Here is a 25122-nt window from a genome sequence, read left to right on the forward strand (position 1 = left end):
CTATTCCTCTCTGTAATACACGAGCTTGCCCAGCCCGTCGTCCAGGCGGATGACGGCGGTGAGCGTCTTCTGGACGCTGCCCGCCTCTCCCACGGACTTGATGGTGAACGTCTTGCTCTTGTCGCCCAGGTAGCGGTTCTGCTGGACGTTGCCCTTGATCAGCGGATTGACCGCGATGCCCGCCTGCTCCACCACGTTCAGGAAGTCCGCCACCGACATGCCGAAGAAGTTGAACATGCGCGCGGAGCGGATGCGGGTGATGAGCTCGTTGAGGAACACCGGGTCCGTCAGGCGCGGGTCCGGGTGGTTGGGGTCCGCGGCGGACATGATGGCCAGCCCCAGCATGATGGGGTCGTCGGTGTTGATGTTCGGCTTGGAGTTGATGTCCGGGTACACCGTGAGCCGGTCGCGGAAGGCCGCCATGAAGCGGTCGTTGACGCCATGCACGCGGTACAGCTCGTCCAGGCTGTCGAAGCGCGCGTTCTTGACGTCATAGCGCGGTTCGTAGCGGCTGTACGGGGAACCCTCGTCCGCGAAGCCCGCGACGAAGGGGTTCGTCGGGTCCTGGGGGTTGAGGGTGGACTGGGTGGTGTCGTCGTCCGCCCAGTCCTTCAGCGCGATGACGGTGTCCAGCGGCGTGGCGCGCACGTGGTTGGCGTCGTCCTGCTGCCAGAGGAACTCGAAGCGCTTGTCGGAGAACATGTCCACCATGCGCGCGGCGGTGGCCTGCGCCTCCGCGCCGCCCGTGTTGAGGCGCATGACGTTGAGCTTCTCCTCCTCGTCGCTGATGGTCGCGAGGAAGCAGCCCTCGAAGCCGCCGAAGGACCTGCGCTGCATCTGCGCCGCCATCTGCGTGGCCGCGCCCGCGTTCTCCCCGTCCTCGCCGTCCATCTGGAACTTGGGGTCCACCGCCACGGGCTCCGTCTCCACGGGGCGGCCGCTCGCGTCCTCGGCGCCGTCGCTCCTCACCAGCCCCTTGAGCATGTGGCAGTCCACCCGGGCCAGCTTCCAGAGCTGGAGGTTGAGCGACTGCGGCTGGAACGTGTTCGCGCCGGCCGCGCCGGTGCCGCCGCCGAGCCCGCCCATGAGCCCGCCCAGGATGCTCGCGGGGTTGGGGATGGGCGTCTGGTCTACCTGCTTCTGGAAGCGCAGGAGCAGCCGCCCCAGCGACAGGCCGGAGCGGGCCATGTAGTAGGCGCGCACCTCGTCGCGCTGGTTGGCGGCGAGCTGCAGGTCCACGCGGCTGTTGTAGGCGAACTCCGTGGCCACCACCGTGAGCAGCGTGATGGACACGAGCGCGATGATGAGCGCCACGCCGCGAGAGCGCCGGTGCCTGCGCTCCGCGGGCGAGCGCGGCGCCGCCTGCGAGCGGGCCGTCCGCGCCTTGCCGCGCCGGCGGGACGCCTGCTGGAAGTAGGGGAAGGCCATCAGTTGAACCTCGGCAGGGTCGTGTTGAGCACGATGCGCGCCTGCGTGGTGTAGCGCGCCTCCTTGCCCGACTCATCCAGGGCGATGACGGTGATGCGCACGCGCGTGGGGAGGATGTCCTTGCGCTCCGTGCGCCGCGTGTCCCATTCGTCGTCCCACTCCTTCTTGTCGGAGTCCCAGTAGGCGAACTCCACGCCCTTGACGCCCTCGAAGAGGACGTCCGTGGTGCCGCCCCGGTCCATGCGGTCCCCCACGTTGGGGTCCACCCGCCGCTTCAGGTCCTGCCGCTGGCGGGCGCCGCGCTCGCTGGAGTTCTCCACGAAGTACTCCACCACCGCCTGGTCGGACTCCTTCACGTCCGTGTAGAGGCGCTGGTGCGCGAACGTCGTGAAGGTCAGCTTGTCGCGCTCGCCGATGAAGTTGGTGGGCCGGTCGTTCTGGTCGCGGAAGCGGCGCAGGTCGTAGCGGTCGCTCACGAACGCGGAGCCGATCTCCCGCGCCATGCGGTTGAGCGACACGCGCACCATGCGGTAGCGCTCCGCCTCGCCCTCCACGACCTCCTTCGCGTTGATGCCCGTCTGGAAGGCCAGGGCGACGACGGTGCCCATGAGTGCGGTGATGCCCACCGCCACCATGACCTCCATCAGGGTGAAGCCTCGCATGCGTCGCTTCATCGGGTGCCCCCACGTCCCGGCAGGCCGGGCAGCCCGGGCAGGCCCCGTCCCCCGAAGATGCCGCCCGGCGCGCGCGGGTTGATGCCGGTGTTGCCGGTGCCGCCCTGCGTGCCGCCCGCGCCGTTGAGCTGGTTGAGCATGGCCGCCCGGTTGGTCAGCGGCTCACGCGTGTTCGGGTCCAGCATCTGCCCGTTGGGGCCGGGGATGGGGTTGTCCACCACCTGCCCCGTGCGCGGGTTCACCCACTGGTTCTCCGCGCCCGCGGTGCTGCCCGGGTTGGGCGTGAAGCCGCCGTTGCGGTCGCCGCCCGGCCCCAGCGACACGACGTGCGTCACCACGTCCACGCTCTCCACCTGGGTGCCCTCCTTCCAGTACACGGTGAGGTGCACCTCGCGGACGGACTTGGTGAGCTGGTCCACCATCTGCGTGAACATGGGCTGCGCCATGCTCATGGCGGACGCGCCCAGGGGGCTGGCCGTGGTGGTGCCGCCGGGGGGCGTGCCGCCCTTGCCGTCGCTGCCGCCGCTGCCGCCGAAGAGGCTGGCCAGGCCGCCCAGCGGGTCGCCGGAGTCGCCGCCGCCCATGGGCAGGTTGAAGATGGCGCCGATGAGCTGGTCCGGCGTCACGCCGTCCGTCTTGGGCGCGATGATGCGGGCGCGCCACTTGAACTGGGGCCAGCCCTCGTCGGAGAAGTCGCCGGACTGCTCGTCGTCGTCCTGCTCGAAGCCGTCGTCGTAGAGCTTCTGCTCCAGGTCCGTCATCTTCGAGCGGGCCAGGAGCGCGGCCACGGTCAGCCGCTTCGTATAGACGTGGTTCGCCACCGCGCCGGAGTTGAGGTCGAAGATGGCCATCAGCGCGACGCTGAGAATGGCCAGCGCCACCATCGTCTCCAGCAGGGTGAACCCCCCGCGCCCGCGCGTTGGGGTCTTCATGAGCGGGGCACCTCCAGGGCCTCGGATGCGATGAACACCTTGCCCGTCAGGGGTGACACGTCCAGCGTCCAGGCGTTGTCACCCTGGCGCAGGAAGACCATGGCCTTCTCCGTGTAGCCCTGCGGGAAGAAGTAGAGATAGGCCACGCCGCTCTCCACCGGCTCGCGCTGCTGCCGCGTCCACACCGACACCGCCACGCCCGCCGGCAGCTCCTTGGGGGAGATCTCCTCCGCGGTGTACGCGGAGAAGGTGGACTGGGACTCGATGCGGTTCTTCTCCTCGTCCATCAGCTCCTGGGCGGAAGGCTGCGAGCCCTCCGCGCGCGTGTAGTTCTTGCGCGTGTCGCCGCCGTTGTTGCCGTCGCGCCGGGCGCGCTCGCGGTCGCGCGCTTCGTCGCGGAGCGCCGCGTCCCGGTCGCGCGAGGTGGTGACGCCGCCCGCGGCGCACTCCGCGTGGTAGCGCGTGGCCTCCTCGCGCTTCGGGTCGGGGATCTCGAACACCAGCCGGCACGTCCGGCCGCTGAGCGCCGCCGAGTCGTAGAGCGAGCGGATGACCCCCGCCAGCTCCGTGGCGCTGCCCTTCGCCTTCGCGCCGGTGATGGCGCCGATGCCAATGGTCACCGCCGCGAACATCACGGCCGCGATGGCCAGCGCGATGGAGATCTCGATCAGCGTGAGGCCGCGCTGGGCGCGGCGACGGCGGGCGGGAGTCATGAGCATGACGGGCCTCATGGCTGCACCTCCTGTGCCACGACGCCGCCGCTGAAGAGGTCCGCGGCCTCGCCGGTGCCGCCGGGCTTGCCGTCGGAGCCGAGCGACAGCACGGCGCCCGTCTTGCCCACCATGCGGTAGATGTAGGGGTGGCCCCACGGGTCGAGCGGCGTGGCGTCAAGCACCCTCGAGTCGATGAGCGGCGTGAAGCCCTGCTCCTGCGAGGGGAAGAAGCCCATCAGCCGGTGGTAGGCCTTGAAGAGGCCCTCCAGGCGGCGGATCTGCTCGCGCGCCTGGCGCTGGGGGGGCGTCAGGGAGCGGTCCTCGGTCACCCACACCAGCGTGAACGCGAGCAGGGTGGCGAGGCCGAAGACGCCCAGCAGCAGCAGCCGGCCCAGGCGCCGCGAGCGGGCGCGGGCCGGGGCGCCGGGAGCGCCTCGCGCCTCGCGCGCGGACGTCGGTGAGGAAGTTTGCTCGGGAGTCATCACGGGCATTCCTACGACAACACGCGGGAGGCGCGGCTTTGCTTCCGCAGAACGGCCGTTACTGCTTGGCGTTCTGGTCCTTGGAGGAGATGTCGGCGTCGGAGCCCTCGCCGCCCGGGTTGCCGTCCGCGCCGTAGCTGGTGATGACCGGCTTGCCGCCCTCGTTCATGTAGACGTACTCGCGGCCCCAGGGGTCCACGGGCATGCGCTCCAGGTTGTTGGTGTCCACCAGCGCCTTGAGGCCCGTGGCGGTGTCCGGGTAGGAGCCCTTCTTCGTGTAGTAGAGCTTCATCGCGCTCTGGATGTTGCGGATGTCCAGGCGGGCCGTGTCCTGCTTGGCCTCTTCCAGCTTCGGGATGACGGCCACGCCCACCGCCGCCGCGATGAGCCCGAGGATGGTGATGACCACCATGATCTCGATGAGGGTCATGCCGCGGTGCTTGCGGCGCTGCTGCTTCTTCGCGTTCGTCGTCGTCATGTCTTCCTCACCTTCGGGTGACTTTCTGGCAAGCCACCGCGCAATGGGTGTGTCGGGATGTCAGGGGCGTTGGGTCAGGGCGTGCCCGCGCTGGAGGCGGCGGGTGGGTCCCGGTGGGCGTAGAGGGTGGCCCCCACCGTCGCCAGCGTGGCGGCCAGGGCCAGGAGGCCCATCAGCGTCGCGCGCTGGATCCATCGGTCGAGCGTGTCGTTCATCGCGAGGCTCCCTCCACCTAATGGATGGCCGTGTTCACCTGCAGAATCGGCATCAGGATGGAGAGCGCGACGAATGCAATCATCACGCCCATCACCACGATGAGCATGGGCTCCAGGAGGCTGGTGAGCGCGCCGATGCGCACGTTCACCTGCGTCTCATAGGAGTCCGCCACCGACAGCAGCATGTCCTCCAGCTGCCCTGATTTCTCACCGATGGCGACCATGTGGTACACGAGCGGCGGGAACTGGCCGGAGCGCTTCAGCGGGTTGGCGATGCTCTCGCCCTCGCGGATGGACTCGCGGGCGTTCTCCACCGCGTCCGCGAGCACCGAATTCGTCATCACCGCCTTGACGATGTCCAGCGCGGCCAGCATGGGCACGCCGCTCTTGAGCAGGGTGGCCAGCGTGCGCGCGAAGCGGGAGATGGCCAGCAGGCGCACGAGGCTGCCGAAGATGGGGGCCTTGAGCGTGAAGCGGTCCCACTTGGGCTTGCCCTTGGGGCTCCTGGTCCAGCGCATGAAGAGCACCACGCCCGCGATGAAGGCCGGCACCACCAGGAACCACCACGCCTGCATGAAGTTGGACGCGGCGATGAGGATGCGCGTGTTGAGGGGCAGGGTGGCCTTCATCGTCTCGAAGATCTTCGTCACCTTCGGGACGACGAACACCATCAGGAGCACCAGGATGCCGCCGCCCACCGCCAGCATGATGACCGGGTAGATCATCGTGCCGATGATCTTCTGCTGCAGCTTGGCCTGGTTCTCCGTGAAGTCCGCCAGGCGCAGGAGCACCGTGTCCAGCGCGCCGGAGGCCTCGCCCGCGCGCACCATGTTCACGTAGATGCTGGGGAAGATCTTCGGGTGCTGGGAGAAGGCGTCCGCCAGGGACGAGCCCTCGTTCACGCGCTGCTTGATGTCGGACAGGGCGCGCTTGAGGCGCTCCTTCTCCGCCTGGTCCACCAGCGCGTTGAGCGAGTCCACGATGGTGACGCCCGCGCCCAGGAGCGTGGCCAACTGCCGGGTGAGGATGGCGACGTCCTCGGTGGACACGCGGCCGCGGCCCAGCTTGCGCAGGTCCACGTCGCGCGCCAGCAGGTTCGCGTTGGCGCCCTTGGCGACGCCCGCGCGGCTGCCCTCCGCCTGGCCCAGCACGTCCGTGAGGAAGATGCCGTCCGCGCGCAGCTTGGAGCGCAGCGTCTTGGGCGAGTCCGCCTCCAGCAGACCCTTCTTCTGCCTGCCCTGGGAGTCAAGGCCTCTGTATTCGAAGACGGGCATGGCGGACCTAGATGTCCTCCTGCGTGATGCTCAGCACTTCGGCGATGGTCGTCTCGCCCAGGGCGATCTTCCGCACGCCGTCGTCGAGCAGCGTCGTCATGCCCTTGGACAGGGCGGACTTCTTGATGGTGGACGCGTCCACGTTCTTGAGCACCAGCTGGCGCACGTCGTCGTCCACGAAGAGGAACTCGTAGATGCCGGAGCGGCCGCGGTACCCGTTGCGGTTGCAGGACGGGCAGCCCACCGCGCGGTAGATGCGGTCCGTGCCGAACTTCGCCCGGAAGCTGTCGAGCGTGTAGCCCAGCTCCTTCAGCTCCGCGTCCGTGGGCGTGTAGGCCTGCCGGCAGTCCGGGCACACCCGGCGCACGAGGCGCTGGGCGAGGATGCCGGTGAGCGACGACGCCACGAGGAAGGGCTGCACGCCCATGTCCACGAGTCGCGTCACGGCGCCCGCCGCGTCGTTGGTGTGCACCGTGGAGAGCACCAGGTGGCCCGTGAGGGACGCCTGGATGGCGATCTCCGCCGTCTCCTTGTCGCGGATCTCACCGACCATGATGACGTCGGGGTCCTGGCGGAGGAAGGAGCGCAGGCCCTGCGCGAACGTGAGGCCGATCTTCGGGGCGATGGCCATCTGGCCAATGCCCTTGAGCTGGTACTCGACCGGGTCCTCGACGGTGAGGATGTTGAGGTCCGGGGTGTTGATCTTCGAGAGCGCGCCGTAGAGCGTGGTCGTCTTGCCGGAGCCCGTGGGGCCCGTCACCAGGACGATGCCGTGCGAGCGCTTGATGACGGACTCCATGTTGCCCAGCACCTGCGGGCTCATGCCGATCTCGCCCAGGTCCAGGAGCGTCGCCGTCTTGTCCAGCAGACGCATGACGATGCGCTCGCCGAAGGACGTGGGCGTGGTGGACAGGCGGATGTCGATGTCGCGGCCCGCGAGCTTGATGCGGATGCGGCCGTCCTGCGGCAGGCGCTTCTCCGCGATGTTGAGCTGCCCCATCACCTTCACGCGCGCGATGATGGAGTTCTGGTAGCGCTTGGGCGGCTTGATGACCTCCTGGAGCACGCCGTCGATGCGGAAGCGCACCAGGAGCTCGCGCTCCATGGGCTCGATGTGGATGTCGCTCGCGCGCTCCTTGGCGGCGCGGAAGAGCACGGAGTTCACCAGCCGGATGACGGGCGCTTCGTCGTCCGCGTCCAGGAGGTCCTTGGGCTCCTCCAGCTCATGGGCCAGCGAGTCCAGGTCCTCCGTGGTCTCCATCTCGTCCACGAGCGCCTCGGCCTCGTTGACCGAGCGGTCGTACACGCTGTTGATGGCGTCCACGATGGTGGAGGCCAGCGCGATGCGGGGCTGGATGCCCTGGCCCAGCAGCAGGCGCGCGTGGTCCAGCGCGGTGGTGTCCAGCGGATCCGCCACCGCGAGCACCACCTCGTCGCCCTCCACGGAGAGCGGCAACAGCTGCGTCTGGCGGGCGAAGTTGATGGGGATGCGCTTGACCAGCTCCGCGTCCACCTCCTCCGCGAAGATGCGCTGGAGGTAGGGCAGGTCCAGCTGGTGGCCCAGGGCCCGGGCCACGTCCTCCTCGCCCACCGCCTTCATGCCCACCAGGAGCTCCCCCAGCCGCCCGCCCTTCTCCTGCTGGGCGGCGAGCGCCTCCTGGATCTTCTCCGGGGTGAGGCTGGGGACGAGCGCGCGGAGGATCTCCCCCAGCGGCCGGCCGCAGAGGTACGCCAGCCCGTGGCCGACGACCTGGGTGGCGTCGTTGCGGCCGCCGGACACGTCGGGCGTCGCGGCGGAGCCTTGAGAGGTGGGGGTGTCGGCGGTCAGGTCCATGGGTCTCTTACTCTCCGTCGCCCGGCTGGATGCGCAGCCGCTCGGCGTCCGCGTCCGGCGTGGGCGCGATCACCTCGGGCTGTGGCGCGGGGGCTGATCTCTCCGAACCCTCCGGAGGCGCCTCGAAATTTCGCGGCGCCTGCTCGCCCTCGGGAGCGGGGGGGGCCTCCTCCGGCGGAGGCGGCGCCTCCCCGCCCGGCCGCGCGGGGGACGGGGAGGGAGCGGGCGTCCCCTCGGGCGCCTGCGCGCCGCTAGGGCGGATGACGCGCTCGTTGGGCGTGCCGTTGCCGCCGTTCTCCACGCGCTGCTCCTCCTTGAGGACGGACTGGTTCATGCGCGACAGGGGGCCGGGCTTGCGGCTGAAGTCCACCGCGACGTCGTAGCCGGGGACCTGGCCGTAGAACTGCTCCACGAACTGCTGCCGCTCCTTCATCTTGCGCTCGAAGATGCGGCGGAAGTCCTCCTGGCCGCGGATGATGTACGGCGTGAGGAAGAGCAGCAGGTTCGTCTTCGTCTTGCGGCGCGTGGTGTCGCGGAACAGGTGGCCCAGGAGCGGGATGTCACCCAACACCGGCACCTTGGAGACGGACTCCAGCGTGCGGTCCTGCATGATGCCGCCAATCACCACCGTCTCCATGTCCTTGGCGATGACCGTCGTCTTCGCGCTGCGCTTGGAGGTGGTGGGGCCCAGCACGGGGTCCGTGGACGCGATCTCCTCCGTCTGCTCGGTGATGACCAGGCGGATGTAGTCGCTCTCGTTGATCTGCGGCTTGACGGTGAGCTTCAGCTCCACGTTCTGGCGGGTGATGGGCGCGTACAGCGACCCCAGGCCGCCCAGCGAGCCCAGCAGCGAGGCCTGCACGCCGTTGACGCCGGCGTTGGCGCCGGTGAGCGAGCTGCCCAGCGAGGACGGGGTGAAGCCGGACTGGAAGGGCACGTTCTGGCCCACGGTGATCTCGGCCTCCTCGTTGTCGCTGGTGAGCAGGTGCGGCGTGGACAGCACGTTCACGTCGGACGACTGCTGCATGGCGTTGAGCACCACGCCGAAGGCCGGGATGTCGATGCCCAGGGCCTTGAGCTCCGGCAGGACGGGGCCCTGGATGCCGGCGAGGAAGCCGCCCATGCTGGCCAGGTTCGCCAGCGAGAAGGACGGCGGGATGGAGCCGCCGGAGTAGTTGGTGCCCAGGATGCCGGGGATGGCGCCGTCATCCGTCTTCAGGCTGAAGCCCTGGTGGAAGTTGATGCCGAACTCGCTGTTGCGGTCCAGGTTCACCTCCATGATCACCGCCTCCACGAACACCTGGCGGCGCGGCTGGTCCAGCTGCTGGATGATCTGGACGATGTTCTTGTAGTCCGCCTGGCTGGCGACGATGACCAGCGAGTTGGTGCCCTTGTCCGCGCTGATCTTCACCTCGCCGCTGAACAGCTCCGCGGCCTGGGTGGGCCCGCGCGGGATGCCCTGCTGCTGGTTGGGGATGGGCGCGCGCTGGGGGCGGTTGGCGGTGCCCTGCGCGAGCGACTGGAGGGTGCTGGCCAGCTCCTCCGAGTTGGCGTTCTCCAGCGGGTAGACGTTGATCTTGTTGCCGCTGCCGGACGGGATGTCGATCTCCCGCACCAGGTCCTGGATGCGGCCGAAGGCGGCGGGGCTGGCCACGACGATGAGCTTGTTGGTGCGCTCGTCCGGGATGATCTGCGACAGGGTGGCCACGCCGCCGCCCTCCGTGCTGGCCACGCCCTCCGCGCTGGGAGGCGGCGCGCCGGGGGGGGCGGCTTGCGGCGTGAAGTTGCCGGGGCGCTGGCCCGGGCGGGCGCCCGCGCCGGCCTTGGCCTCGAAGAGCTTCTGGATGGTGTTGGCCACGTCCTGCGCGGTGGCGTACTGCACCTGGATGATGCGCATCTCGTCGCTGGAGGCGCGGGTGTCCAGCTGGTTGATGAGGCGCTCCAGGCGGTGGATGTTGGAGCCCACGTCGTTGACGATGATGGTGTCCGGCGGGTACGGGATGGTGTCGCCGTCCTTGGACACGAGCTGCTGGAGGACGCCGCGCAGCGGCTCCACCTCCACGTACTTGATCTTGAACAGCTTGGTGACCATCTGCTCGTTCGTCGTGTACGGGGTGTCCTCGTCCACGATGGTCGGGATGGGGTTCTGCTTCGCCGAGCGCTTGTCGACGATCTTCAGGAAGCGGCCGTACGGGTAGACGGCGAGCCCGTTGGCGTCGAGCGCGGCGAGGAAGGCGGAGTAGAACGACTCCGCGTCCACCTCCACGCGGCCGTTCTCCGGGCCGATGATGGAGATCTTCCCGCGCACGTTCTCCGGGAGGATGAAGGTGCGGCAGGTGGCGTCCGACACGGTCTGGACGAGCTTCTCGATGTCCACCTTGTCGAAGTAGATGCCGTAGCGCGCGTTGCGCCGGGCCTGCTCGCAGGTGGGCGTCTGGCGGGGGCCCTGGTTCTCGGCGGGCGCCGCGGGGCCGCCCTGCGGGGTGATGGTCCGGTCACCCGGGGCCGCCGGAGCGGGGGCCGGGGTACCGGGCTGCGTGGGACGGCGCTGGGCCCACGCGGGGCCAGCGAGCGCGAGGCACAGACAGAGCAGCCAGGACGGGAGCGTCGTCTTCATGGAGGAGCGGGCGCTGACGGGGGTGTTTAACGGACGTTGTAGGATTTGCGGATCGGCGCGCCGTTGCGCTCGATCTCGATCTCGATGCGGGAGGAGTCCTTCAGCTTCGAGTAGATCTCCAGCGCCTTCTCGGGGCTGTTCATGTCGAAGCCGTTGATGCGGCGGATGACGTCACCGTTCTGGACGCCGATCTTCGAATAGATGCTGTCCGGGCGGATGGAGAAGAGCTTGAAGCCCACCGCCTGGCCGTCCTTGAAGGCGGGCACGATGCGCGCCTGCATCGCCACGTCGTTGAGGTTGCTCAACGTCTTGTCGATCTCCGCCTTGGGGACCTCGTACTCGTTCTCACCCGTGGACTTGATGCCGCTGCCCAGGTTGTTGGTCGGGGTGGCGGCGGGCGCGGCCACGGGCGGGGTGTAGGCGGCGACGGCGCCGTCACCGGGCTGCCCGTCGATGAACTCGCGGCGGCCGCCGTTGTTGATGATCACCCGCTCGCGCTCGATCTCCATGATGGTGGCGCCCATCAGGTTGTTGCCGACCATGTACGTCTGCGACCGCTGCGTGTTCATGTCCATGATGGACGCGAAGGACCAGTCCGGGTTGGCCGCGACGAGCGTGCCCAGGAGCTTCACGCGCAGGCCGCTCTTGGCCGGCGGGGCGTTGGCGTCGAAGTCGGGGGGCGCCGTGGGCTCCTTCACCGCGACCTCCACCTCCGGCAGCTTCACGCCGGTGAGCCGCGACAGGCGCTCCGGGTCGAGGGTGGCCAGGCCGCTGTCCGCGGCGTGGGTGCGCTGCGCGACCCGGGCGGGCGCCTCGGACGCGGGGGCGGGGGAGATGGAGGATTCGACGAACAGGTTCACCGTGCGCGCCGCCAGCAGGGCGACGAGCAGGATGAACAACAGGTTCACGCTCCAGAAGTACTTGCGAAAGAAGAGTTCCATCACGCTTCCGGGAGAAAGCCAGCCCCACGTGGCTCCCTGAGCAAGGCAGGTGCCATCGCTGGGCGGGCGTCAAACCCAGGGCTTACGGCCAAGTCCGCGAAATTATTTCGGAATAGGACGAAGCCCCGGCCCGGGGAAGGGCGGGGGCCGGGGCCTGGGACAAATTGTCAAAAGCAGGCGGGGGCCGGTGTGACGGCCTGTCATTCCGCGCCGGAGGGGGAGGGGGGGGCCGGCGGGGTCTCCGGGCCGCCCTGCTCGCGCTCGAGCTTGCGGTAGATGGTGCGAGCGGCGATGCCCAGCAGGCGGGCGGCGAGCGTCTTGTCCCCGCGGGTGTGGCGCAGGGTCTCGTGGATGACGCGCCGCTCGATCTCCTCCATGGGCGTCCCGATGGGGATGACCAGCTGGCCGGCGGAGCCCAGGGGCCCCTTGCGCACGGACTCCGGCAGGTCGCTGGCCTCCAGCACGTCCGTGCGGGCCAGCACCACGGCGCGCTCCACGGCGTGCTCCAGCTCCCGCACGTTGCCGGGCCACGCGTAGTTCTCCAGCACGCTCAGCGCGTCCGGGGAGAAGCCGCGCAGCACCTTGCCGTTCTTCGCGGAGAAGCGGCGCAGGAAGGCCTCCGCCAGCAGCGGGATGTCCTCGCGGCGCGACGCGAGCGCGGGCACGCGGAGCTCCACGACGTGCAGGCGGTAGTAGAGGTCCTCGCGGAAGCGGCCCTCGGCGACCTCCTTCTGCAGGTCCTTGTTGGTGGCGGCGACGAGCCGCACGTCCACCTTCACCGTCTGCGTGCCGCCCAGCCGCTCCAGCTCGCCCTCCTGGAGCACGCGCAGCAGCTTCACCTGCGCGGAGAGGGGCATCTCGCCCACCTCGTCCAGGAAGAGGGTGCCGCCGTTGGCGCGCTCGAAGCGGCCCTCGCGCCGGGTGACGGCGCCGGTGTACGCGCCGCGCTCCACGCCGAAGAGCTCCGCCTCCAGGATGCTCTCCGGGATGGCGCCGCAGTTGACCGCGACGAAGGGCTGCCGCGCCCGGGCGGAGTGCTCGTGCAGCGCGCGGGCGGCCAGCTCCTTTCCGGTGCCGGACTCACCCAGCAGCAGCACCGTGGCGGTGGAGGGCGCCGCCTGGCGGATGGTGTCCAGCATGGCGCGGAAGGCGGGGGACTGGCCCACCATGGCGCGCCCGCCGGCGGGGTTGATCTCCGCGAGCTTCGCCTTGAGGGTGGTGTTCTCCTGGACGAGCGCCTGCTTCTCCAGCGCCTTCTGCACGGCCTTCACCAGGGCGTGGCGCTTGAGGGGCTTGGTGATGAAGTCGTAGGCGCCGTCCTTCATGGCGGCGACGGCCGTCTCCACCGTGCCGTAGGCGGTCATCAGCACCACCTCCACGTCCGGGCGGATGGCGCGGCTGGCCTTGAGCAGCTCCTGGCCGTCCATGCCGGGCATCATCAGGTCGGTGACCATGACGCTGACCTCGGGGCGCCGGAGCAGCTCCAGCGCCTCCGTGCCCTGCGCGGCGGACAAGGTGGCGAAGCCTTCCCGCTGGAAGATGCGGGCGACGGAATCGAGGTTGGCGCGGTCGTCGTCGACGACCAGGACCGTGGGAGATGTCATGGGAGTGCGGGGCCTCTCAACAAGGTCCTGCAATCCTCATTCCCTTCAGCCCAGCTCCTCGTCCGGCTCCAGGGGGCCGCCGCCCATGCGGCCAATGTCCTCGCGGCGCACCTTGTCCACGTTGAAGCGCCGGGCGCTGGCGAGCATGCGGCTGACGGTGGCGTCGAAGGTGGGAGGGGGGCCGTCCTTGCGGAAGCGCAGGAAGTTGAGCCGGGCGACGACGAAGTTCTTGAGGTAGGGGCTCTGGAGCCCGCGCTCCTTGAGGGCGTTGACGACGGCGACCACCGCGTCGTCCAGCTCCAGCAGCTGGTCCGCCTGGGCGTCGCGCACGGCCAGGGCCTGCGGCAGCGGCGCGTCCTGGAAGCCGTCCACCACCTTGACGAAGGGGTGGTAGGCGCCCGCGGAGAAGCGGGGGCGCTTCTCGTAGGCGGCGCCCAGGGTGAGGAAGGAGGGCTCCTCGAAGAGGTGGGCGAAGGCGGACTCCTTGCCCGGGCGGTTCGCGCCCACCAGGCCCCGCGCCATGCGGATGACCTCCAGCGAGCGCTCCTTCAGGTTGTGGGCCTTCTCCGTGTTGAGGGCGAGGATCTGATAGGCCACGTCCTCGTCTGGCAGGAGCAGCGCGACGATGGACCTCGCGCCCAGCATGCGGCTGGCGTTGAGCCGGTGGTTGCCGTTGGGCGTCCAGTAGCGGCCCTCCACGCGCACGGCGATGACGGGGTCGAGGAAGCGGTCCAGCCGCTCCATGGCGGTGGCGAGCCGCTTGACGTGCGGCTCGGACAGGTCGCGCTGGTAGGGCGTGGGCTCCACCTTGTCGATGGGGAGCGCGGCGAAGACGATGGGGTGTCCGCCCAGCGGGTCGCGGTAGACGGACAGCACCTCGCCGCCGTCCTCGCGCACCGCCTGGAGGAGGGCGTCGGGGAAGGCGGCGGCCTCGCTCGCCACCTCCGCCGCGCTCAGGCCCCGCGACCTCGGTTCGGCCTTCTTGCGGCGCGGCTTGCGCGGCGCGGCCGACTTCGCGGGGGCGGACTTGCGGGCGGACTTCGCGGCCATGCGGGGCGGACCTCCTGCCGTGGGAAAGAGGTCCGCGAGCGTAGGCCACCGCGGGGGGCCGGCTACGCGCCAGAGACGGTGAGCTGTCGGAAGCGGACAGTGGGCGCGCCCACGCTGCCGCCCCGGAACTGGAGGTCGCTGCCCACGGCGTCCACGTCCTTCAACATCTGGAGGAGGTTCCCCGCGACCGTCACCTCCTGCACCGGGTGCGTCAGCTCACCGTCCTGGATCCAAAGGCCGTTGGCCCCGCAGGACATGTCCCCGGAGACCGGATCCGCGCCATGGCCCAGGAGGGCGGTGACGTAGAGCCCCTGGGGCACCTCCCGGATGAGCTCCTCCGGCGTCTTCGGGCCCTTCTCCAGGTAGAGGTTGGTGGCGCCGATGCCCGGCAGCGCGTTGTAGGCGCGCGACGCGTTGCCCGTGGTGCGCGCCTTCGCCTTGCGCGCGGTGAAGGCGTCGTAGAGGAAGCCGGACAGCACGCCCTGATCCAGGATGGGCGTGCGGCGCGTGGGGACGCCCTCGCCGTCGAAGGGCGCGGTGGCCAGGCCCCGGGGCAGCAGGCCGTCATCCACCAGCGTGACGTGCTCGCCCGCGAGCCGCTTGCCCAGGTGGGGCGCGAGCACGCTGGACTGCTGGTAGACGGCGTTGCCGTTGGCGGCCTGGGCCAGGTTGCCCACGAAGCTCGCGGCCACCAGCGGGTCGAACACCACCGGCACCTGCTGTGTCTTCACCGGCTTCGCCCCCAGCATGCGCACGGCGCGCTTCGCCGCCTCGCGGCCGATGGACTCCGGGGACTCCAGGTCGTCCAGGAAGCGCTTGTAGTCCAGCCAGTAGCCCGTCTGGAGCTGCCCGTCCTGCGCCGCCACCGGCACCGCGACCAGGTACACGTACGTGCCGGAGTAGCCGCCGGTCGCGCCCTCGCTGGAGGCCAGGTACACCTCCGCCACGAAGTCGCCCGCGGCCACGGAGTCGAACGTGGCCACGCGCGGGTCCTGCGCCCGGCCCGCGCGCTCCGCCTCCAGCGCGGCCTGGATCTTCCAGTCCCCGGCCAGGTTCGCGACCTTCGGGTCGAAGAGGGCGCCGGTGTCCCCGCGCCTGCCCAGGTCCTTCGGGCCGGGCAGGCCGTTCAGCTTGTTGGGCGCGGCGGCCTCCGCCAGCTGCACGGCCAGGTCCACCACGCGGTCCAGGCCGGCGGGGGTGAAGTCGGACGTGTAGGCGAAGCCCAGCCGGTCCTTCACGACGACCCGGACGCCCACGCCCTTGCTGGTGGCCTCCGTGAGGTCCTCGATCTGCCCTTCGCGGACGCGCACGCTGCTCTGGCGGCCCACCTCCAGGAAGGCCTCCGCCTGCTTCGCGCCCTTCCTCACGGCGCGCTGGACGATCTTCTTCGCGAGCTGTTCGTAGTTCACGGGTGCCCTCCGCCGACCTTCGTCCCGCCCACGGTCACGTTGTCGATGCGCACGGTGGGCAGGCCCACGCCCACGGGCATCATCTGCCCGTCCTTCACGCAGACGCCCATGCCGGGGTCCGGCCTCGGGTCGCACCCCACGCGGCGGATGTTCTTCAGCGCCTCCGGCCCCACGCCGATGAGGATGGCGTTCTTCACCGGGCGGCCCAGCCTCCCGTCCTCGATCTGGTAGGCCTCGCTGACCTCGAAGACGAAGTTGCCGTTGCTGATGTCCACCTGGCCCCCGCCGAAGGTGGCGCAGTACAGCCCGCGCTTCACCTCCTTGAGGATGTCCTCCGGCGCGTGGTCCCCGGGCGCCAGGAAGGTGTTCGTCATGCGCGGCAAAGGCAGGCTCTTGAACGACTCGCGCCGGCCCGAGCCCGTGGAGCGCTGGTTCATCAGCTTCGCGTTGAGCTGATCATAGAGGTAGCCCTTGAGGACGCCGTTCTCGATGAGGACCTTGCGCTCGCCGGGCACGCCCTCGTCGTCGATGTTGATGGAGCCTCGCGCGCTGGACACCGTGCCGTCGTCGATGACCGTCACCAGCTCCGACGCCACCTGCTCCCCCAGCTTGCCCGCGAACAGCGACGTGCCCTTGCGGATGAAGTCCGCCTCCAGGCCGTGGCCCACCGCCTCGTGCAGGAGGATGCCGCTCCAGCCCGGCGCCAGCACCACCGTCTGCGGGCCGGCCACGCAGTCCACCGCGCCCAGCGTGGCGATGGCCTGCCGCGCGGCCTCCTCGGCCACGGACTCCGGCGTCACGCCGTCCCAGTAGGTGAAGGGCACCCGGCCGCCGCTGCCGTACATGCCGGTGCGCCGCTCGCCGCTCCTGCCCAGCGCCACCACGTGCACGCTCATGCGGGACTGGTCCTGCGTGTCCTCGCTGAAGCGGCCGGTGGTGTTGGCCACGGCGATGCGCCGCGTCTGATCCACATAGGACGCGTTCACCTGCTGGATGCGCGAATCGAAGCCCCGGGCGGCCCTGTCCGCGCGGGTGAGGAGCGCCGTCTTGCGCGCCACCGCCACGTCCTCCAGCGGCTGGCCGACCCGGTAGTGGCTGGGCACCGGCACGCGCTTGACGGGGTAGGCGCGCTCGGAGCCGCCGCCCTGGGCGATCATCGCCGCGGTGCGCGCGGCGCGCACGAGCGCGGCCTCGTCCCAGTCGTCGGAGTAGGCGTAGCCCACCTTGGCCCCGGCGATGACGCGCACGCCCACGCCCTGCACCAGGCCCACCTGCGCGCTGCGGATGCGCTGCTCCTCCAGCACCACGGCGGTGGTGGACGTGCGCTCCACGTACACCTCCGCGAAGTCCCCGCCCCGGGCCATGGCTTCCGCCAGCAGACGCTCCAACAGACCGGGGGGCAGGAGCGGGGGGGCGGCCGCCTGCCGCGCGGCCGGGGGGGCGAGCTGGGCGGGGCGGGCGCGCCGGGAGGGCGCGGGGGCTGCTCGGGGCATGGGGTGGCTCGGGACGCTGGAGAAAGTGGAAATAGAGGAAACCTACATCGGAGACGGGACGCCGTGCGGGCCAACGAACCGGAACGAGCCCGTCTTCCCCGAAAGGAACGCCGGAGCGCATTCCCACCGTGCGGTGGGCGCTCTAAGATGCTGGCCGCTTCAACCCGGACCCACCCATGCCTCCTCGCCGTCCCCCACCGTCCTCGCGTTCAGGCACCGGCCGTTCGGCCGGGGGCGCGACGGCGGACCGCCGACCCCCTGCCTCCGCTGGAGGCGGCTCGCGCCGCGTCTCCGCCGTGCCGGACGAAGACTGGTCCGCGCCCCTGTCGGGCGACGACAGCCAGGACGGAGGAAATCCGGAGCTGTACGGCGACGCGGAGCCCGTGCGTTCGCGCACGGGCGAGACGCGCGTGGCCTCCATCGAGGACGTGCGTCCGCGGGAGGAGGAGCCCGCCGAGGACGAGGACAACTCGGAGACGACGCGCGCCGGCCCCCCGGTGCTGATGCTGGTGCTGGACGGCCCGGACAAGGGGCGCAAGAAGCGCTTCAAGGGCGTGCGCATGGTGGTGGGGCGCAGCAAGGACTGCGACTTCGCCCTGGGGGACCAGACCGTGTCCCGCCGCCACCTGGAGCTCGTCTACGGCGAGAACGGCGTGGTGATGCGCGACCTGGGCGGCATCTCCGGCACCCAGGTGAACGACCAGAAGGTCGACGAGTGCATCCTGAAGCACGGGGATGAGATCTCCGTGGGCAAGACGCGCCTGCGCTTCGTGGACGAAGGCGAGCTCATCAAGGAGATGCGCGCCAAGGCCGAGGCGGGCGAGGTCGAGGAGAAGAAGGAGGAAAAGAAGGAGGAGAAGAAGGACCCGCGCCTGGATGAGAAGACCAACGCGAACTACAAGCTCGCGGACCTGATGCGCGACGAGAAGGCGCGCAAGACGGGCGTGCCCCGTCCGCGCCCGGTGCGCTCGACCGCGCGCGAGGGCTTCAAGCCCACCTTCAAGATGAAGCTGGGCGCCGCGGTGGGCGGCCTGCTGCTCCTGATGCTGATCCTGGGCCTGGCGCTGTCCAGGGGGAACCAGCCGCCGCCCAAGCCGCCGGTGGACCCCAACCTGGTGCGCGCCCAGGAGCTGATGCAGCGGGCGCGCGACAAGGTGCGCGACGGCGAGTACACGGACGCGGTGCGCTTCGCCCAGGAGGCGGAGAAGCTGCGCGTGGGCATCGACGTGGACGGCGTGGCGAAGGCGGCGCAGAAGCTCCAGGACATCGTGGACTCGTTCCAGGCGGTCCGGGGGCTGATGGCGGAGAACCGCTACGTGGACGCCCGCGCGAGGCTGATCGCCACGCCCCAGGGCACGGCGCGCACGGACGAAGAGCGCAAGCGCCTGGAGGAGGAGCTCGACTCCAAGGAGCAGGCGTACACGCTGAGCCTCATCGAGGCGGCGCTGGAGGAGCGCCGGCCGGACGACGCGCGCACCCTCATCGCGGAGCTGCCGCAGGGCACGCGCTCCCTCTATGAGCAGAAGCTCGCGGACCTGGAGGCCCAGCTCGCCCGGGAGGCCCAGCAGGCCGCGCGGCAGGCGGGCATCCGGCAGGCGGCGGCGGCGGAGAACGCCAAGCAGCGCCGCGCGGAGTACGTGGCGGCGGCCTTCCAGGACGTGGAGCGCTGGTTCAACGGCGGGGACTTCCAGCGCGCGGTGCTGGAGGTGGACCGGGTGGTGGACAAGTTCCGCGGCGAGGCGGACATCCAGGCCCGCGCGCGCAACCTGAAGAAGCTCATCCCCCAGTTCCGCTCCGCCTTCGACGAGGGCCAGAAGAAGTACGAGAACAACGCGCTGGAGGCCTCCGTGAAGCCGCTGCGCCGCGCGGCGGAGGTGTACCGGCAGATCGGCTTCGCGGGCTCGCTGGGCGACACGCTGGACAACGAGCTGGCGTCCGCGTCGGTGGCGGCGGGGCAGGCGGCCTTCAAGCGCAAGGAGTACCCGCTGGCGGGCCGCAGCTTCCGCGAGGCGCTGCGCCTCAACCCGGGCGACCCGCGCGCCCGCGACGGCCTGGACGAGCTGCAGAAGAAGGTGGAGGAGCTGTACCTGTCGGCGTACATCTCGCGCGACCGCGACCCGGCCCTGGCGACGGAGCAGTTCAAGATCGTCATCGAGGCGTCCGCGGAGGGCGCGGACGTGAAGCGCAAGGCGGAGATGGCGCTGAGCGAGCTGCAGAAGGGCGGCGGTTCGTAGCGCGAGCACCGGGGGCCGCCCCTTTCGTCGTCGGCGGCCCTCCTTCCTGGATTCCTGTCACCCCTGTCGTCGTGCGCGGTCTGGAGACACCGGATGAACGAGTCGTCGTTGCGTGAGTTGGGCATGGACCTGCTCGAGGAGCGCCAGTTCGAGCGCGCCCTCGCCGTCTTCGCGGAGGCCGTTCGCCGCGTGCCCGCCGATCACCGCTCACGCATGCTGGCGTCCCGGTGTCTGGCGGAGCTGGGCGAGCGCGAGCGCGCCGTCACCGCGTACCACGCGTGCGCGGAGGGGCTCCTGCGCCGCGACTACCTGCTGAGCGCCATGGCCGCGTGCAAGCTGGCCCTGGAGCTGTCACCGAACGAGCGGCGCCTGAAGGAGACGCTCGTCCGCGTGCACTCGCGCGCCGCGCGCAGCGCCCCGGGCCGCGCCGCCGTGCCGCCGCCGCTGCCGCCGGAGCACCTGTACGACGGCAAGGTGGACACGGACCTGATGGGCCTGGTGGGCGAGGAGCTGTCCAACCGCGCCATCGAGGTGCTGGCCGCCCCGGACACCGGCGGCACCGCGGATCCGCAGAGCCGTCCGCCCCTGCCGCTGTTCGCGGACCTGGACCGGGACGCGTTCCTGGACCTGGTGGGGCGCATGGTGTGGCGCACCATCAAGCCGGAGGAGGTCATCAGCCGCGAGGGCGAGCCGGATGACCACCTGCACGTGCTCGTCGCGGGCAAGGCGGAGGTGACGCGCAAGACGGACGGCGAGGACCGCACGCTGGGCTTCCTGGGCGGCGGCTCCATCTTCGGCGAGCTGGCGCTGCTCACCGGCGCGCCGCCCACCGCCACGGTGACGGCGGTGTCGGACTCGGAGGTCTTCGAGATCCGCCGCGAGCACCTCAACGCGATGGCGAAGAACCACCCGGCGGTGCCGCAGCTTCTGGCGGACTTCGCGCAGCAGCGCATGATGCGCAACCTGATGGCGAACTCGCCCCTGTTCCAGCAGCTGCCGGAGTCGGAGCGGGGCGCCTTCTTCCAGCGCTTCACCTTCCGCGCGCTCCAGCCCGGGGAGAAGGTCCTGGTGGAGGGCGAGTACTCCCAGGGCCTCTTCCTGGTGCTGGCCGGCGAGCTGACGGTGCAGAAGGAGGACCCGGCGGGCGGCATGGTGACGCTGGGCGTGCTGCGCGAGGGCGACGTGGCGGGGGAGATCTCGCTCCTCACGGGCCTCCGGGCCACGGCCACGGTGTCGGTGACGCGCAAGACGGCGGCGGGGTGGCTCAAGCGCGAGGCCTTCCAGGAGCTGGTGAGGACCTTCCCCAACATCCGCACGTACCTGGAGCAGCTGTCCGACCGGCGGCTGAAGCAGATTGGCGAGGCCCTGCGCCCGCTGGAGATCATCGACGCGGACGACATGATGCTGGAGCCGGAGACCGGGGCCGCCTGAGATGGTGCTGACTCGGGCCCGGGTGGTGAGCGGCATGGCGGCGGTGGTCGCCGCGGCGCTGGTGCTGTACTTCTGGCCGCGCGAGGAGCCGGGCGTGAAGGACGCCATCACCCGGCGCATCATCGCGATGACGCGCGCGGCGGAGGAGAAGGACGTCGGCGAGGTGATGGAGGGCGTCTCCGAGCGCTTCAAGACGGCGGAGGGCTGGAGCAAGCAGGACGTGCACCGCATCCTGGCCGCGCAGGTGCTGCGCGGCCAGTGGGTCCGCATCTTCACCACCGACATCGACGTGCACGAGGTGTCGCCCACGCAGGGCGACTTCCAGGCGCGCTTCATCTTCGGCCGCTCGCAGGCGGACAAGCTGGAGGACCTGGCCCGGGACAGCGTCCTCAACGCCTACGCCATCGAGGGCACCTTCGAGAAGGAGTCCGATGGCGAGTGGCGCGTGGTGAGGGCGAAGCAGCGCCGGTTGGACCCCTCGGAGCTGCTCTAGCGTCCTACTGCTGCTGGAAGAGCGGCCCGGCCTCGTTGAGCCAGGCCTTGGCCATGGCGGGCTGGCCGCTGGTCTCCAGGCGCTTCTTGATGTCGTTGGCGCGCGTGGCCAGCTGGTCCACGGGCGCGCCCTGCGCGCGGGCGCGCACGAGCGCGAAGTAGTGCTGCTGGCACCCGGCGGCGAACTCGCCCTGGGCGAAGAGCAGCTCGCCCAGCGCCGCGTAGGCCTCCGGGATGCTGCCCGCGCCTGTCTCCGGGGCCACGGCGGTGAGCAGCGGCTTCGCGCCGTCGAAGTCCTTGCGCGCGAGCAGCAGCGCGCCCTTGGCGTACTGCGCCCGCGCCAGCCCCACGCCGCGCGCCGCGAGGGCCTTGTCGTAGGCGGCGAGCGCGTCGTCCTGGCGGCCGGCCAGCTCCATCACGCCGCCGCGGGAGAGCCAGTACCGGTCATCCCGGTCCAGCGCGGGCACCTCCTTGCCGTCCGGCGTGCGCGCCTTCACGTCGCGGAAGGTCTTCTCGTAGGTGTCCAGCAGGGCCAGCGCGCCCTCGCCGTCGCCCTGGGCCTGGAGCAGCCGCGCGCCCTCCAGCGTCAACAGCGGCGCGGTGGGCCGCTTCGCCACCGCCGCCTCGAAGGCCTGACGGGCCTCCGGCGCGCGCTTCGCCGCGAGCGCGCGGCCCCGGGTGAAGAGGGCGTAGTGGTCGTCCGGCCAGGCCTTGAGCGCGGCCTCCACGTGCGCGAGCGCTTCGTCGGGCGCGCCCTTCGCCAGCGCGACCTCCGCCTGGGCCACCGCCACGCGGGCCTGGAGCGCGGGCGTCAAGTCCTTGCCGCGCGAGCGCAGCTCCTCCAGCGTCGCCGCCACGCCGTCCGGCGGCCGGCCCGCGTACAGCTGCGCCAGCGCGGACGTCACCCGCGCCAGCAGGTGGTCCGGGTTCGCGGTGGTGGCGCGCCCGAAGGCCTCCACCGCCTGGGGGAACAGGCCCTCGTCCAGCAGCGCTTCGCCGTAGGCCGCGGAGAAGCGCGGATCCTTCCAGGCCCCTTCCGCCGCGTGCGCGAAGGCCTGCCGGGCCTCCGACAGGCGCCCCTCCTTCTGGAGCAGCCGCGCCTGGGCCAGCGTCAGCCGGGGGCTGTTGGCGCCCTGGGCCTTGAGCCCCTCCAGGAGCTTCGCCGCCTCCTCGGCCTTCCCCTCGCCCATGAGCAGCAGGGCCCTCGCGCCGTAGCGCTCACCGGAGCGCGAGCCCAGCGCCTCCGCCTTCTCCAACTGCTCGCGCGCCCTCTGGTCCGCGCCCGGCTGGTGGTGGGTGAGCCACAGCTCCGCCTGGAGGTCCGCGGCCAGCGCCCGCGCGTCGCGCGAGTCCGGCGCGAGCGCGAAGAGGGCCTCCAGGTTCTGCTGGGCCATGGCCAGGTCGCTGGGGTTGCCCTTCAGCACCGCCGCGCGCGCCGTGCGCAGGTGGGCGTCCACCTCCTGGCGCACCTGCCCCCGGTGCACGTACCAGGTGACCCCGCCCGTGAGCAGCACGGCGACGACGCCAATCTGGGCCAGGGCGCTGCCCAGTCCCTCGCGACGCTTCCAGTCACCGCGGCCCGCCGTTTCCATGGGGGTGGCCTCACGCGCAAAGATTGAAGGTTTTCGGACGGTGATGCGAAGTAGGACCGGCATGACCAGATAGGTCCGGCCCCCTGGGGTGTCAACGGGTGGGGCCGCACGCACGTGGGGGCGCGACGCCCCGGAGGCACGCCATGGCCGTGTACACGACACTTCCCCCGGAAGCCTTCACCCACGTGGCGGACGTCTACGGCCTGGGGGCCGTGCGCTCCATCACGCCCATTCCCCAGGGCTCCATCAACACCAACCACCGGCTGGAGACGGACGCGGGCCGCGTCTTCGTGCGCCACACCACGGCGCGCTCGCCGGACGACCTGCGCTTCGAGGCGTCCCTCCTGGAGCACCTCGCCCGCGCGCGCTTCCCCGCGCCGGCGCTGCTCGTGCCGCCGGGGCCCACGCCCTTCCTGGAGCTGCACGGCGGGAGGATCAGCGTCTTCAGGTGGCTGGCGGGGGAGGAGTACACGCGCGCGCGCCTCACGCCGGAGGTGCTGGAGCGCCTGGGCGCGGAGCTGGGCAAGCTGCACCAGGTGACGCAGTCCTTCGGCGGCTCGCGCGCGAACCCCTACGGGCCCGGCCTGGTGAAGGGCTGGCTGAGCGACCTGGCGCGGCGGCCGGAGCCGGAGCTGGTCGCGGTGGCGGCGGAGCTGGAGGGCCACCTGGCGCGCGCGGAAGCGGAGCACCAGGGGCTGGAGCCCCGGGGCGTCATCCACGCGGACCTCTTCCTGGACAACGTGAAGTGGCTGGGCGGGCGCGTGGGCGCCTTCTTCGACTTCGAGATGGCCTGCGTGGACGCGTACGCGCTGGACGTGGCCATCACCCTCAACGCGTGGTGCTTCGAGGGGACGTACCAGCCAGCGCTCTGCCACGCGCTGCTGCGCGGCTACCAGGACGCCCGGCCGCTGTCGGACGTGGAGCAGCGGGCGCTGTACGGCCACGCCCTCTACGGCGCGGTGCGCTTCACCACCAGCCGCATCCGCGACTACCACCTGTCACCGCTGGGCGCGGACAAGCTCGCGCCCAAGGATTTCCGCACCTACCTGGCGCGGGCGCGGGCCCTGGACGGCATGGGCCCGGACGGGTTGCGGGCGCTCCTGGGCGTGTGACGAAGGGCGCCGGCGGCTAGATGCCGGAGAGGATCTTCCAGTCGCCGTCGACCTTCTGGAACACCATCTGCTCCAGCTCCGAGTCCGACTGGGGCCGGGCGTTGAGGCCGGGCATGCGCCAGGACGCGTTCCAGTAGTAGATGGCGAGCGCGATGTCGTCCTCGCGGAACTCCACGCGGCGGATGTTGAAGTCCACCTTGGGGTTCTGCAGCTTCTGGAAGAGGGCCTGGAGGTGGGGCTCCAGGTTGGCGGCGTTGAGGTCGTCCGTCGGGTCATCCGGAGTGCCGCCGTCGTCGCGGAACTTCGGGGACACCAGCGCCCGGATGGCCTTCGCGTCGCGGGCCTCCAGGGCGGCGCGGTATTGCTCCATCACGCCGAGGATGGCGCGGGTGTCACCGGTGTCCTCCAGCTCCGTGCCGGGGATGCGCTTCGGGGCGCACGCGGCCAGGAGGAAGACGGCGCAGAGGGCGAGGAAGCGGTTGTGCATGGGCGGGGCCTTATGGGTTCAACCGCAGGTGTGTCAACCCATTCCCAGGCCCCGCTGGCCCGCGCGCGCTTTGACTATTTGGCGCGGATGACTTCAGCGATGAAGCGGTTGAGCACGGGCAGCTCGCCGTCGAGGATCTTGAGCCCCTCCGTCTTGATGAGCGGCTCCGCGATGAGGGCCACGGGCTTGAGCAGGAAGGGCACCTTGAGCGACAGCTCACCCTCCATCTTGCGCTCCGTCTGGCCATTGCCCAGGTCGCGCAGCTTCAGCACGCCCGTGTTCACCAGCATCTTGGAGATGGTGTGGGACGTGGGCGTGTTGGTGAACGTGAGCGTCTTGGTGCGCTTGTCGTAGGTGGACGTCTCGATGAAGGCGAACCACTCCGGGGACACCTTCTTCGGGCCCACCGAGGAGATGACGGGCTTGGGGCGGTAGCGCACCTTGCGGTGGACGCGGTCACCGTCGACGCGCACCTCCTGGGGCTGGAGCTCCAGCAGCACGCCGTGGTGCTGGAGGAGGTACGGGAAGTAGCGCTCGTCGAGGAGCGCGCGCTCCACCTCGTCCGCCGTCCCCTGGATGTACTGCGTCTTCTCGAAGTGCATGCCCCATCCACCTTTCCGTCAATGCGTG

General features: G+C 70.7%; 22 protein-coding genes. 4 read left to right on the forward strand and 18 right to left on the reverse strand.

Annotated features, from left to right (window positions below; translation table 11 throughout):
* The 15 genes from U8525_RS17100 to U8525_RS17170 all read right to left on the reverse strand — a co-directional run bounded on the left by U8525_RS17100 (position 1) and on the right by U8525_RS17170 (position 17144).
* The gene (locus U8525_RS17100) at positions 1-1428 is read right to left on the reverse strand and encodes a type II secretion system minor pseudopilin GspK (RefSeq protein WP_374266928.1); all 1428 of its coding nucleotides are present in this window, start codon (positions 1426-1428) and stop codon (positions 1-3) included.
* Positions 1428-2102 carry a type II secretion system protein GspJ gene (locus U8525_RS17105; RefSeq protein WP_374266930.1) on the reverse strand — a complete coding sequence of 225 codons (675 nt, stop codon included), beginning with the start codon at positions 2100-2102 and terminating at the stop codon, positions 1428-1430. Before U8525_RS17105 ends, U8525_RS17100 begins: the two co-directional genes overlap by 1 nt.
* Complete coding sequence (locus U8525_RS17110; protein WP_374266932.1) at positions 2099-3034, reverse strand: prepilin-type N-terminal cleavage/methylation domain-containing protein; 936 nt, start codon at positions 3032-3034, stop codon at positions 2099-2101. Before U8525_RS17110 ends, U8525_RS17105 begins: the two co-directional genes overlap by 4 nt.
* Positions 3031-3753 (reverse strand): Tfp pilus assembly protein FimT/FimU, encoded by a 723-nt coding sequence (locus U8525_RS17115; protein ID WP_374266934.1) that lies wholly within the window; start codon positions 3751-3753, stop codon positions 3031-3033. The genes U8525_RS17110 and U8525_RS17115 overlap by 4 nt, the downstream gene beginning before the upstream one ends.
* 8 nt (positions 3754-3761) lie before the next feature.
* A complete protein-coding gene (locus U8525_RS17120; RefSeq protein WP_374267114.1) occupies positions 3762-4229 on the reverse strand; it encodes a type II secretion system protein GspG in 468 nt (155 codons plus the stop codon).
* 58 nt (positions 4230-4287) lie between these two features.
* Positions 4288-4707, reverse strand: coding sequence for a type II secretion system major pseudopilin GspG (gene gspG, locus U8525_RS17125; RefSeq protein ID WP_374266936.1), 420 nt, complete (start codon positions 4705-4707; stop codon positions 4288-4290).
* A 74-nt stretch (positions 4708-4781) separates the two neighbouring features.
* Positions 4782-4922: a hypothetical protein gene (locus U8525_RS17130; RefSeq protein WP_374266938.1), complete on the reverse strand. Its 141-nt coding sequence runs from the start codon at positions 4920-4922 to the stop codon at positions 4782-4784.
* Positions 4923-4939: 17 nt separating this feature from the next.
* Complete coding sequence (gspF, locus tag U8525_RS17135; RefSeq protein WP_374266940.1) at positions 4940-6196, reverse strand: type II secretion system inner membrane protein GspF; 1257 nt, start codon at positions 6194-6196, stop codon at positions 4940-4942.
* 7 nt (positions 6197-6203) lie between these two features.
* A complete protein-coding gene (gspE, locus tag U8525_RS17140) occupies positions 6204-8030 on the reverse strand; it encodes a type II secretion system ATPase GspE (RefSeq protein ID WP_374266942.1) in 1827 nt (608 codons plus the stop codon).
* Positions 8031-8037: 7 nt separating this feature from the next.
* Positions 8038-10647: a type II secretion system secretin GspD gene (gspD, locus tag U8525_RS17145; RefSeq protein WP_374266944.1), complete on the reverse strand. Its 2610-nt coding sequence runs from the start codon at positions 10645-10647 to the stop codon at positions 8038-8040.
* Positions 10648-10673: 26 nt separating this feature from the next.
* Positions 10674-11588, reverse strand: coding sequence for a type II secretion system protein GspC (gene gspC, locus U8525_RS17150; RefSeq protein WP_374266946.1), 915 nt, complete (start codon positions 11586-11588; stop codon positions 10674-10676).
* A 200-nt stretch (positions 11589-11788) separates the two neighbouring features.
* On the reverse strand, positions 11789-13192 hold the full coding sequence (locus tag U8525_RS17155) for a sigma-54-dependent transcriptional regulator (RefSeq protein WP_374266948.1): 1404 nt from the start codon (positions 13190-13192) through the stop codon (positions 11789-11791).
* Between the two features lie 45 nt (positions 13193-13237).
* Positions 13238-14242 (reverse strand): ParB/RepB/Spo0J family partition protein, encoded by a 1005-nt coding sequence (locus U8525_RS17160; protein ID WP_374266950.1) that lies wholly within the window; start codon positions 14240-14242, stop codon positions 13238-13240.
* 62 nt (positions 14243-14304) lie between these two features.
* Positions 14305-15651: a TldD/PmbA family protein gene (locus U8525_RS17165; protein WP_374266952.1), complete on the reverse strand. Its 1347-nt coding sequence runs from the start codon at positions 15649-15651 to the stop codon at positions 14305-14307.
* Positions 15648-17144 carry a TldD/PmbA family protein gene (locus tag U8525_RS17170; protein WP_374266954.1) on the reverse strand — a complete coding sequence of 499 codons (1497 nt, stop codon included), beginning with the start codon at positions 17142-17144 and terminating at the stop codon, positions 15648-15650. Before U8525_RS17170 ends, U8525_RS17165 begins: the two co-directional genes overlap by 4 nt.
* A gap of 296 nt (positions 17145-17440) precedes the next feature.
* On the opposite strand from U8525_RS17170, the gene U8525_RS17175 reads away from it, so the two are divergent.
* The 3 genes from U8525_RS17175 (at position 17441) to U8525_RS17185 (ending at position 21302) form a co-directional block, all read left to right on the forward strand.
* The gene (locus U8525_RS17175) at positions 17441-19378 is read left to right on the forward strand and encodes an FHA domain-containing protein (RefSeq protein ID WP_374266956.1); all 1938 of its coding nucleotides are present in this window, start codon (positions 17441-17443) and stop codon (positions 19376-19378) included.
* A 93-nt stretch (positions 19379-19471) separates the two neighbouring features.
* A complete protein-coding gene (locus tag U8525_RS17180; protein WP_374266958.1) occupies positions 19472-20809 on the forward strand; it encodes a cyclic nucleotide-binding domain-containing protein in 1338 nt (445 codons plus the stop codon).
* A 1-nt stretch (position 20810) separates the two neighbouring features.
* The gene (locus tag U8525_RS17185) at positions 20811-21302 is read left to right on the forward strand and encodes a hypothetical protein (RefSeq protein WP_374266960.1); all 492 of its coding nucleotides are present in this window, start codon (positions 20811-20813) and stop codon (positions 21300-21302) included.
* Between the two features lie 4 nt (positions 21303-21306).
* Here the strand turns inward: U8525_RS17185 and U8525_RS17190 are convergent, their stop codons facing one another.
* Positions 21307-22893 (reverse strand): tetratricopeptide repeat protein, encoded by a 1587-nt coding sequence (locus U8525_RS17190; RefSeq protein ID WP_374266962.1) that lies wholly within the window; start codon positions 22891-22893, stop codon positions 21307-21309.
* Between the two features lie 143 nt (positions 22894-23036).
* On the opposite strand from U8525_RS17190, the gene U8525_RS17195 reads away from it, so the two are divergent.
* On the forward strand, positions 23037-24005 hold the full coding sequence (locus U8525_RS17195) for a homoserine kinase (protein WP_374266964.1): 969 nt from the start codon (positions 23037-23039) through the stop codon (positions 24003-24005).
* 16 nt (positions 24006-24021) lie between these two features.
* Here U8525_RS17195 and U8525_RS17200 read toward each other — a convergent pair whose 3' ends face one another.
* Both U8525_RS17200 and U8525_RS17205 read right to left on the reverse strand, forming a co-directional pair.
* Positions 24022-24492: a nuclear transport factor 2 family protein gene (locus U8525_RS17200; RefSeq protein WP_374266966.1), complete on the reverse strand. Its 471-nt coding sequence runs from the start codon at positions 24490-24492 to the stop codon at positions 24022-24024.
* Between the two features lie 74 nt (positions 24493-24566).
* Positions 24567-25094 (reverse strand): hypothetical protein, encoded by a 528-nt coding sequence (locus U8525_RS17205; protein ID WP_374266968.1) that lies wholly within the window; start codon positions 25092-25094, stop codon positions 24567-24569.
* Positions 25095-25122 lie beyond the last annotated feature (28 nt).

Origin of the sequence: Corallococcus sp. RDP092CA (assembly GCF_041903675.1) — a bacterium.
Classification (GTDB): Bacteria; Myxococcota; Myxococcia; order Myxococcales; family Myxococcaceae; genus Corallococcus.

Bases quoted from the DNA above. Each gene is read 5' to 3' on its own strand.
- U8525_RS17100 (WP_374266928.1), bottom strand. From the start codon at position 1,428: ATGGCCTTCCCCTACTTCCAGCAGGCGTCCCGCCGGCGCGGCAAGGCG.
- U8525_RS17105 (WP_374266930.1), bottom strand. From the start codon at position 2,102: ATGAAGCGACGCATGCGAGGCTTCACCCTGATGGAGGTCATGGTGGCG.
- U8525_RS17110 (WP_374266932.1), bottom strand. From the start codon at position 3,034: ATGAAGACCCCAACGCGCGGGCGCGGGGGGTTCACCCTGCTGGAGACG.
- U8525_RS17115 (WP_374266934.1), bottom strand. From the start codon at position 3,753: ATGCTCATGACTCCCGCCCGCCGTCGCCGCGCCCAGCGCGGCCTCACG.
- U8525_RS17120 (WP_374267114.1), bottom strand. From the start codon at position 4,229: ATGACTCCCGAGCAAACTTCCTCACCGACGTCCGCGCGCGAGGCGCGA.
- gspG (WP_374266936.1), bottom strand. From the start codon at position 4,707: ATGACGACGACGAACGCGAAGAAGCAGCAGCGCCGCAAGCACCGCGGC.
- U8525_RS17130 (WP_374266938.1), bottom strand. From the start codon at position 4,922: ATGAACGACACGCTCGACCGATGGATCCAGCGCGCGACGCTGATGGGC.
- gspF (WP_374266940.1), bottom strand. From the start codon at position 6,196: ATGCCCGTCTTCGAATACAGAGGCCTTGACTCCCAGGGCAGGCAGAAG.
- gspE (WP_374266942.1), bottom strand. From the start codon at position 8,030: ATGGACCTGACCGCCGACACCCCCACCTCTCAAGGCTCCGCCGCGACG.
- gspD (WP_374266944.1), bottom strand. From the start codon at position 10,647: ATGAAGACGACGCTCCCGTCCTGGCTGCTCTGTCTGTGCCTCGCGCTC.
- gspC (WP_374266946.1), bottom strand. From the start codon at position 11,588: ATGGAACTCTTCTTTCGCAAGTACTTCTGGAGCGTGAACCTGTTGTTC.
- U8525_RS17155 (WP_374266948.1), bottom strand. From the start codon at position 13,192: ATGACATCTCCCACGGTCCTGGTCGTCGACGACGACCGCGCCAACCTC.
- U8525_RS17160 (WP_374266950.1), bottom strand. From the start codon at position 14,242: ATGGCCGCGAAGTCCGCCCGCAAGTCCGCCCCCGCGAAGTCGGCCGCG.
- U8525_RS17170 (WP_374266954.1), bottom strand. From the start codon at position 17,144: ATGCCCCGAGCAGCCCCCGCGCCCTCCCGGCGCGCCCGCCCCGCCCAG.
- U8525_RS17180 (WP_374266958.1), top strand. From the start codon at position 19,472: ATGAACGAGTCGTCGTTGCGTGAGTTGGGCATGGACCTGCTCGAGGAG.
- U8525_RS17185 (WP_374266960.1), top strand. From the start codon at position 20,811: ATGGTGCTGACTCGGGCCCGGGTGGTGAGCGGCATGGCGGCGGTGGTC.
- U8525_RS17190 (WP_374266962.1), bottom strand. From the start codon at position 22,893: ATGGAAACGGCGGGCCGCGGTGACTGGAAGCGTCGCGAGGGACTGGGC.
- U8525_RS17195 (WP_374266964.1), top strand. From the start codon at position 23,037: ATGGCCGTGTACACGACACTTCCCCCGGAAGCCTTCACCCACGTGGCG.
- U8525_RS17200 (WP_374266966.1), bottom strand. From the start codon at position 24,492: ATGCACAACCGCTTCCTCGCCCTCTGCGCCGTCTTCCTCCTGGCCGCG.
- U8525_RS17205 (WP_374266968.1), bottom strand. From the start codon at position 25,094: ATGCACTTCGAGAAGACGCAGTACATCCAGGGGACGGCGGACGAGGTG.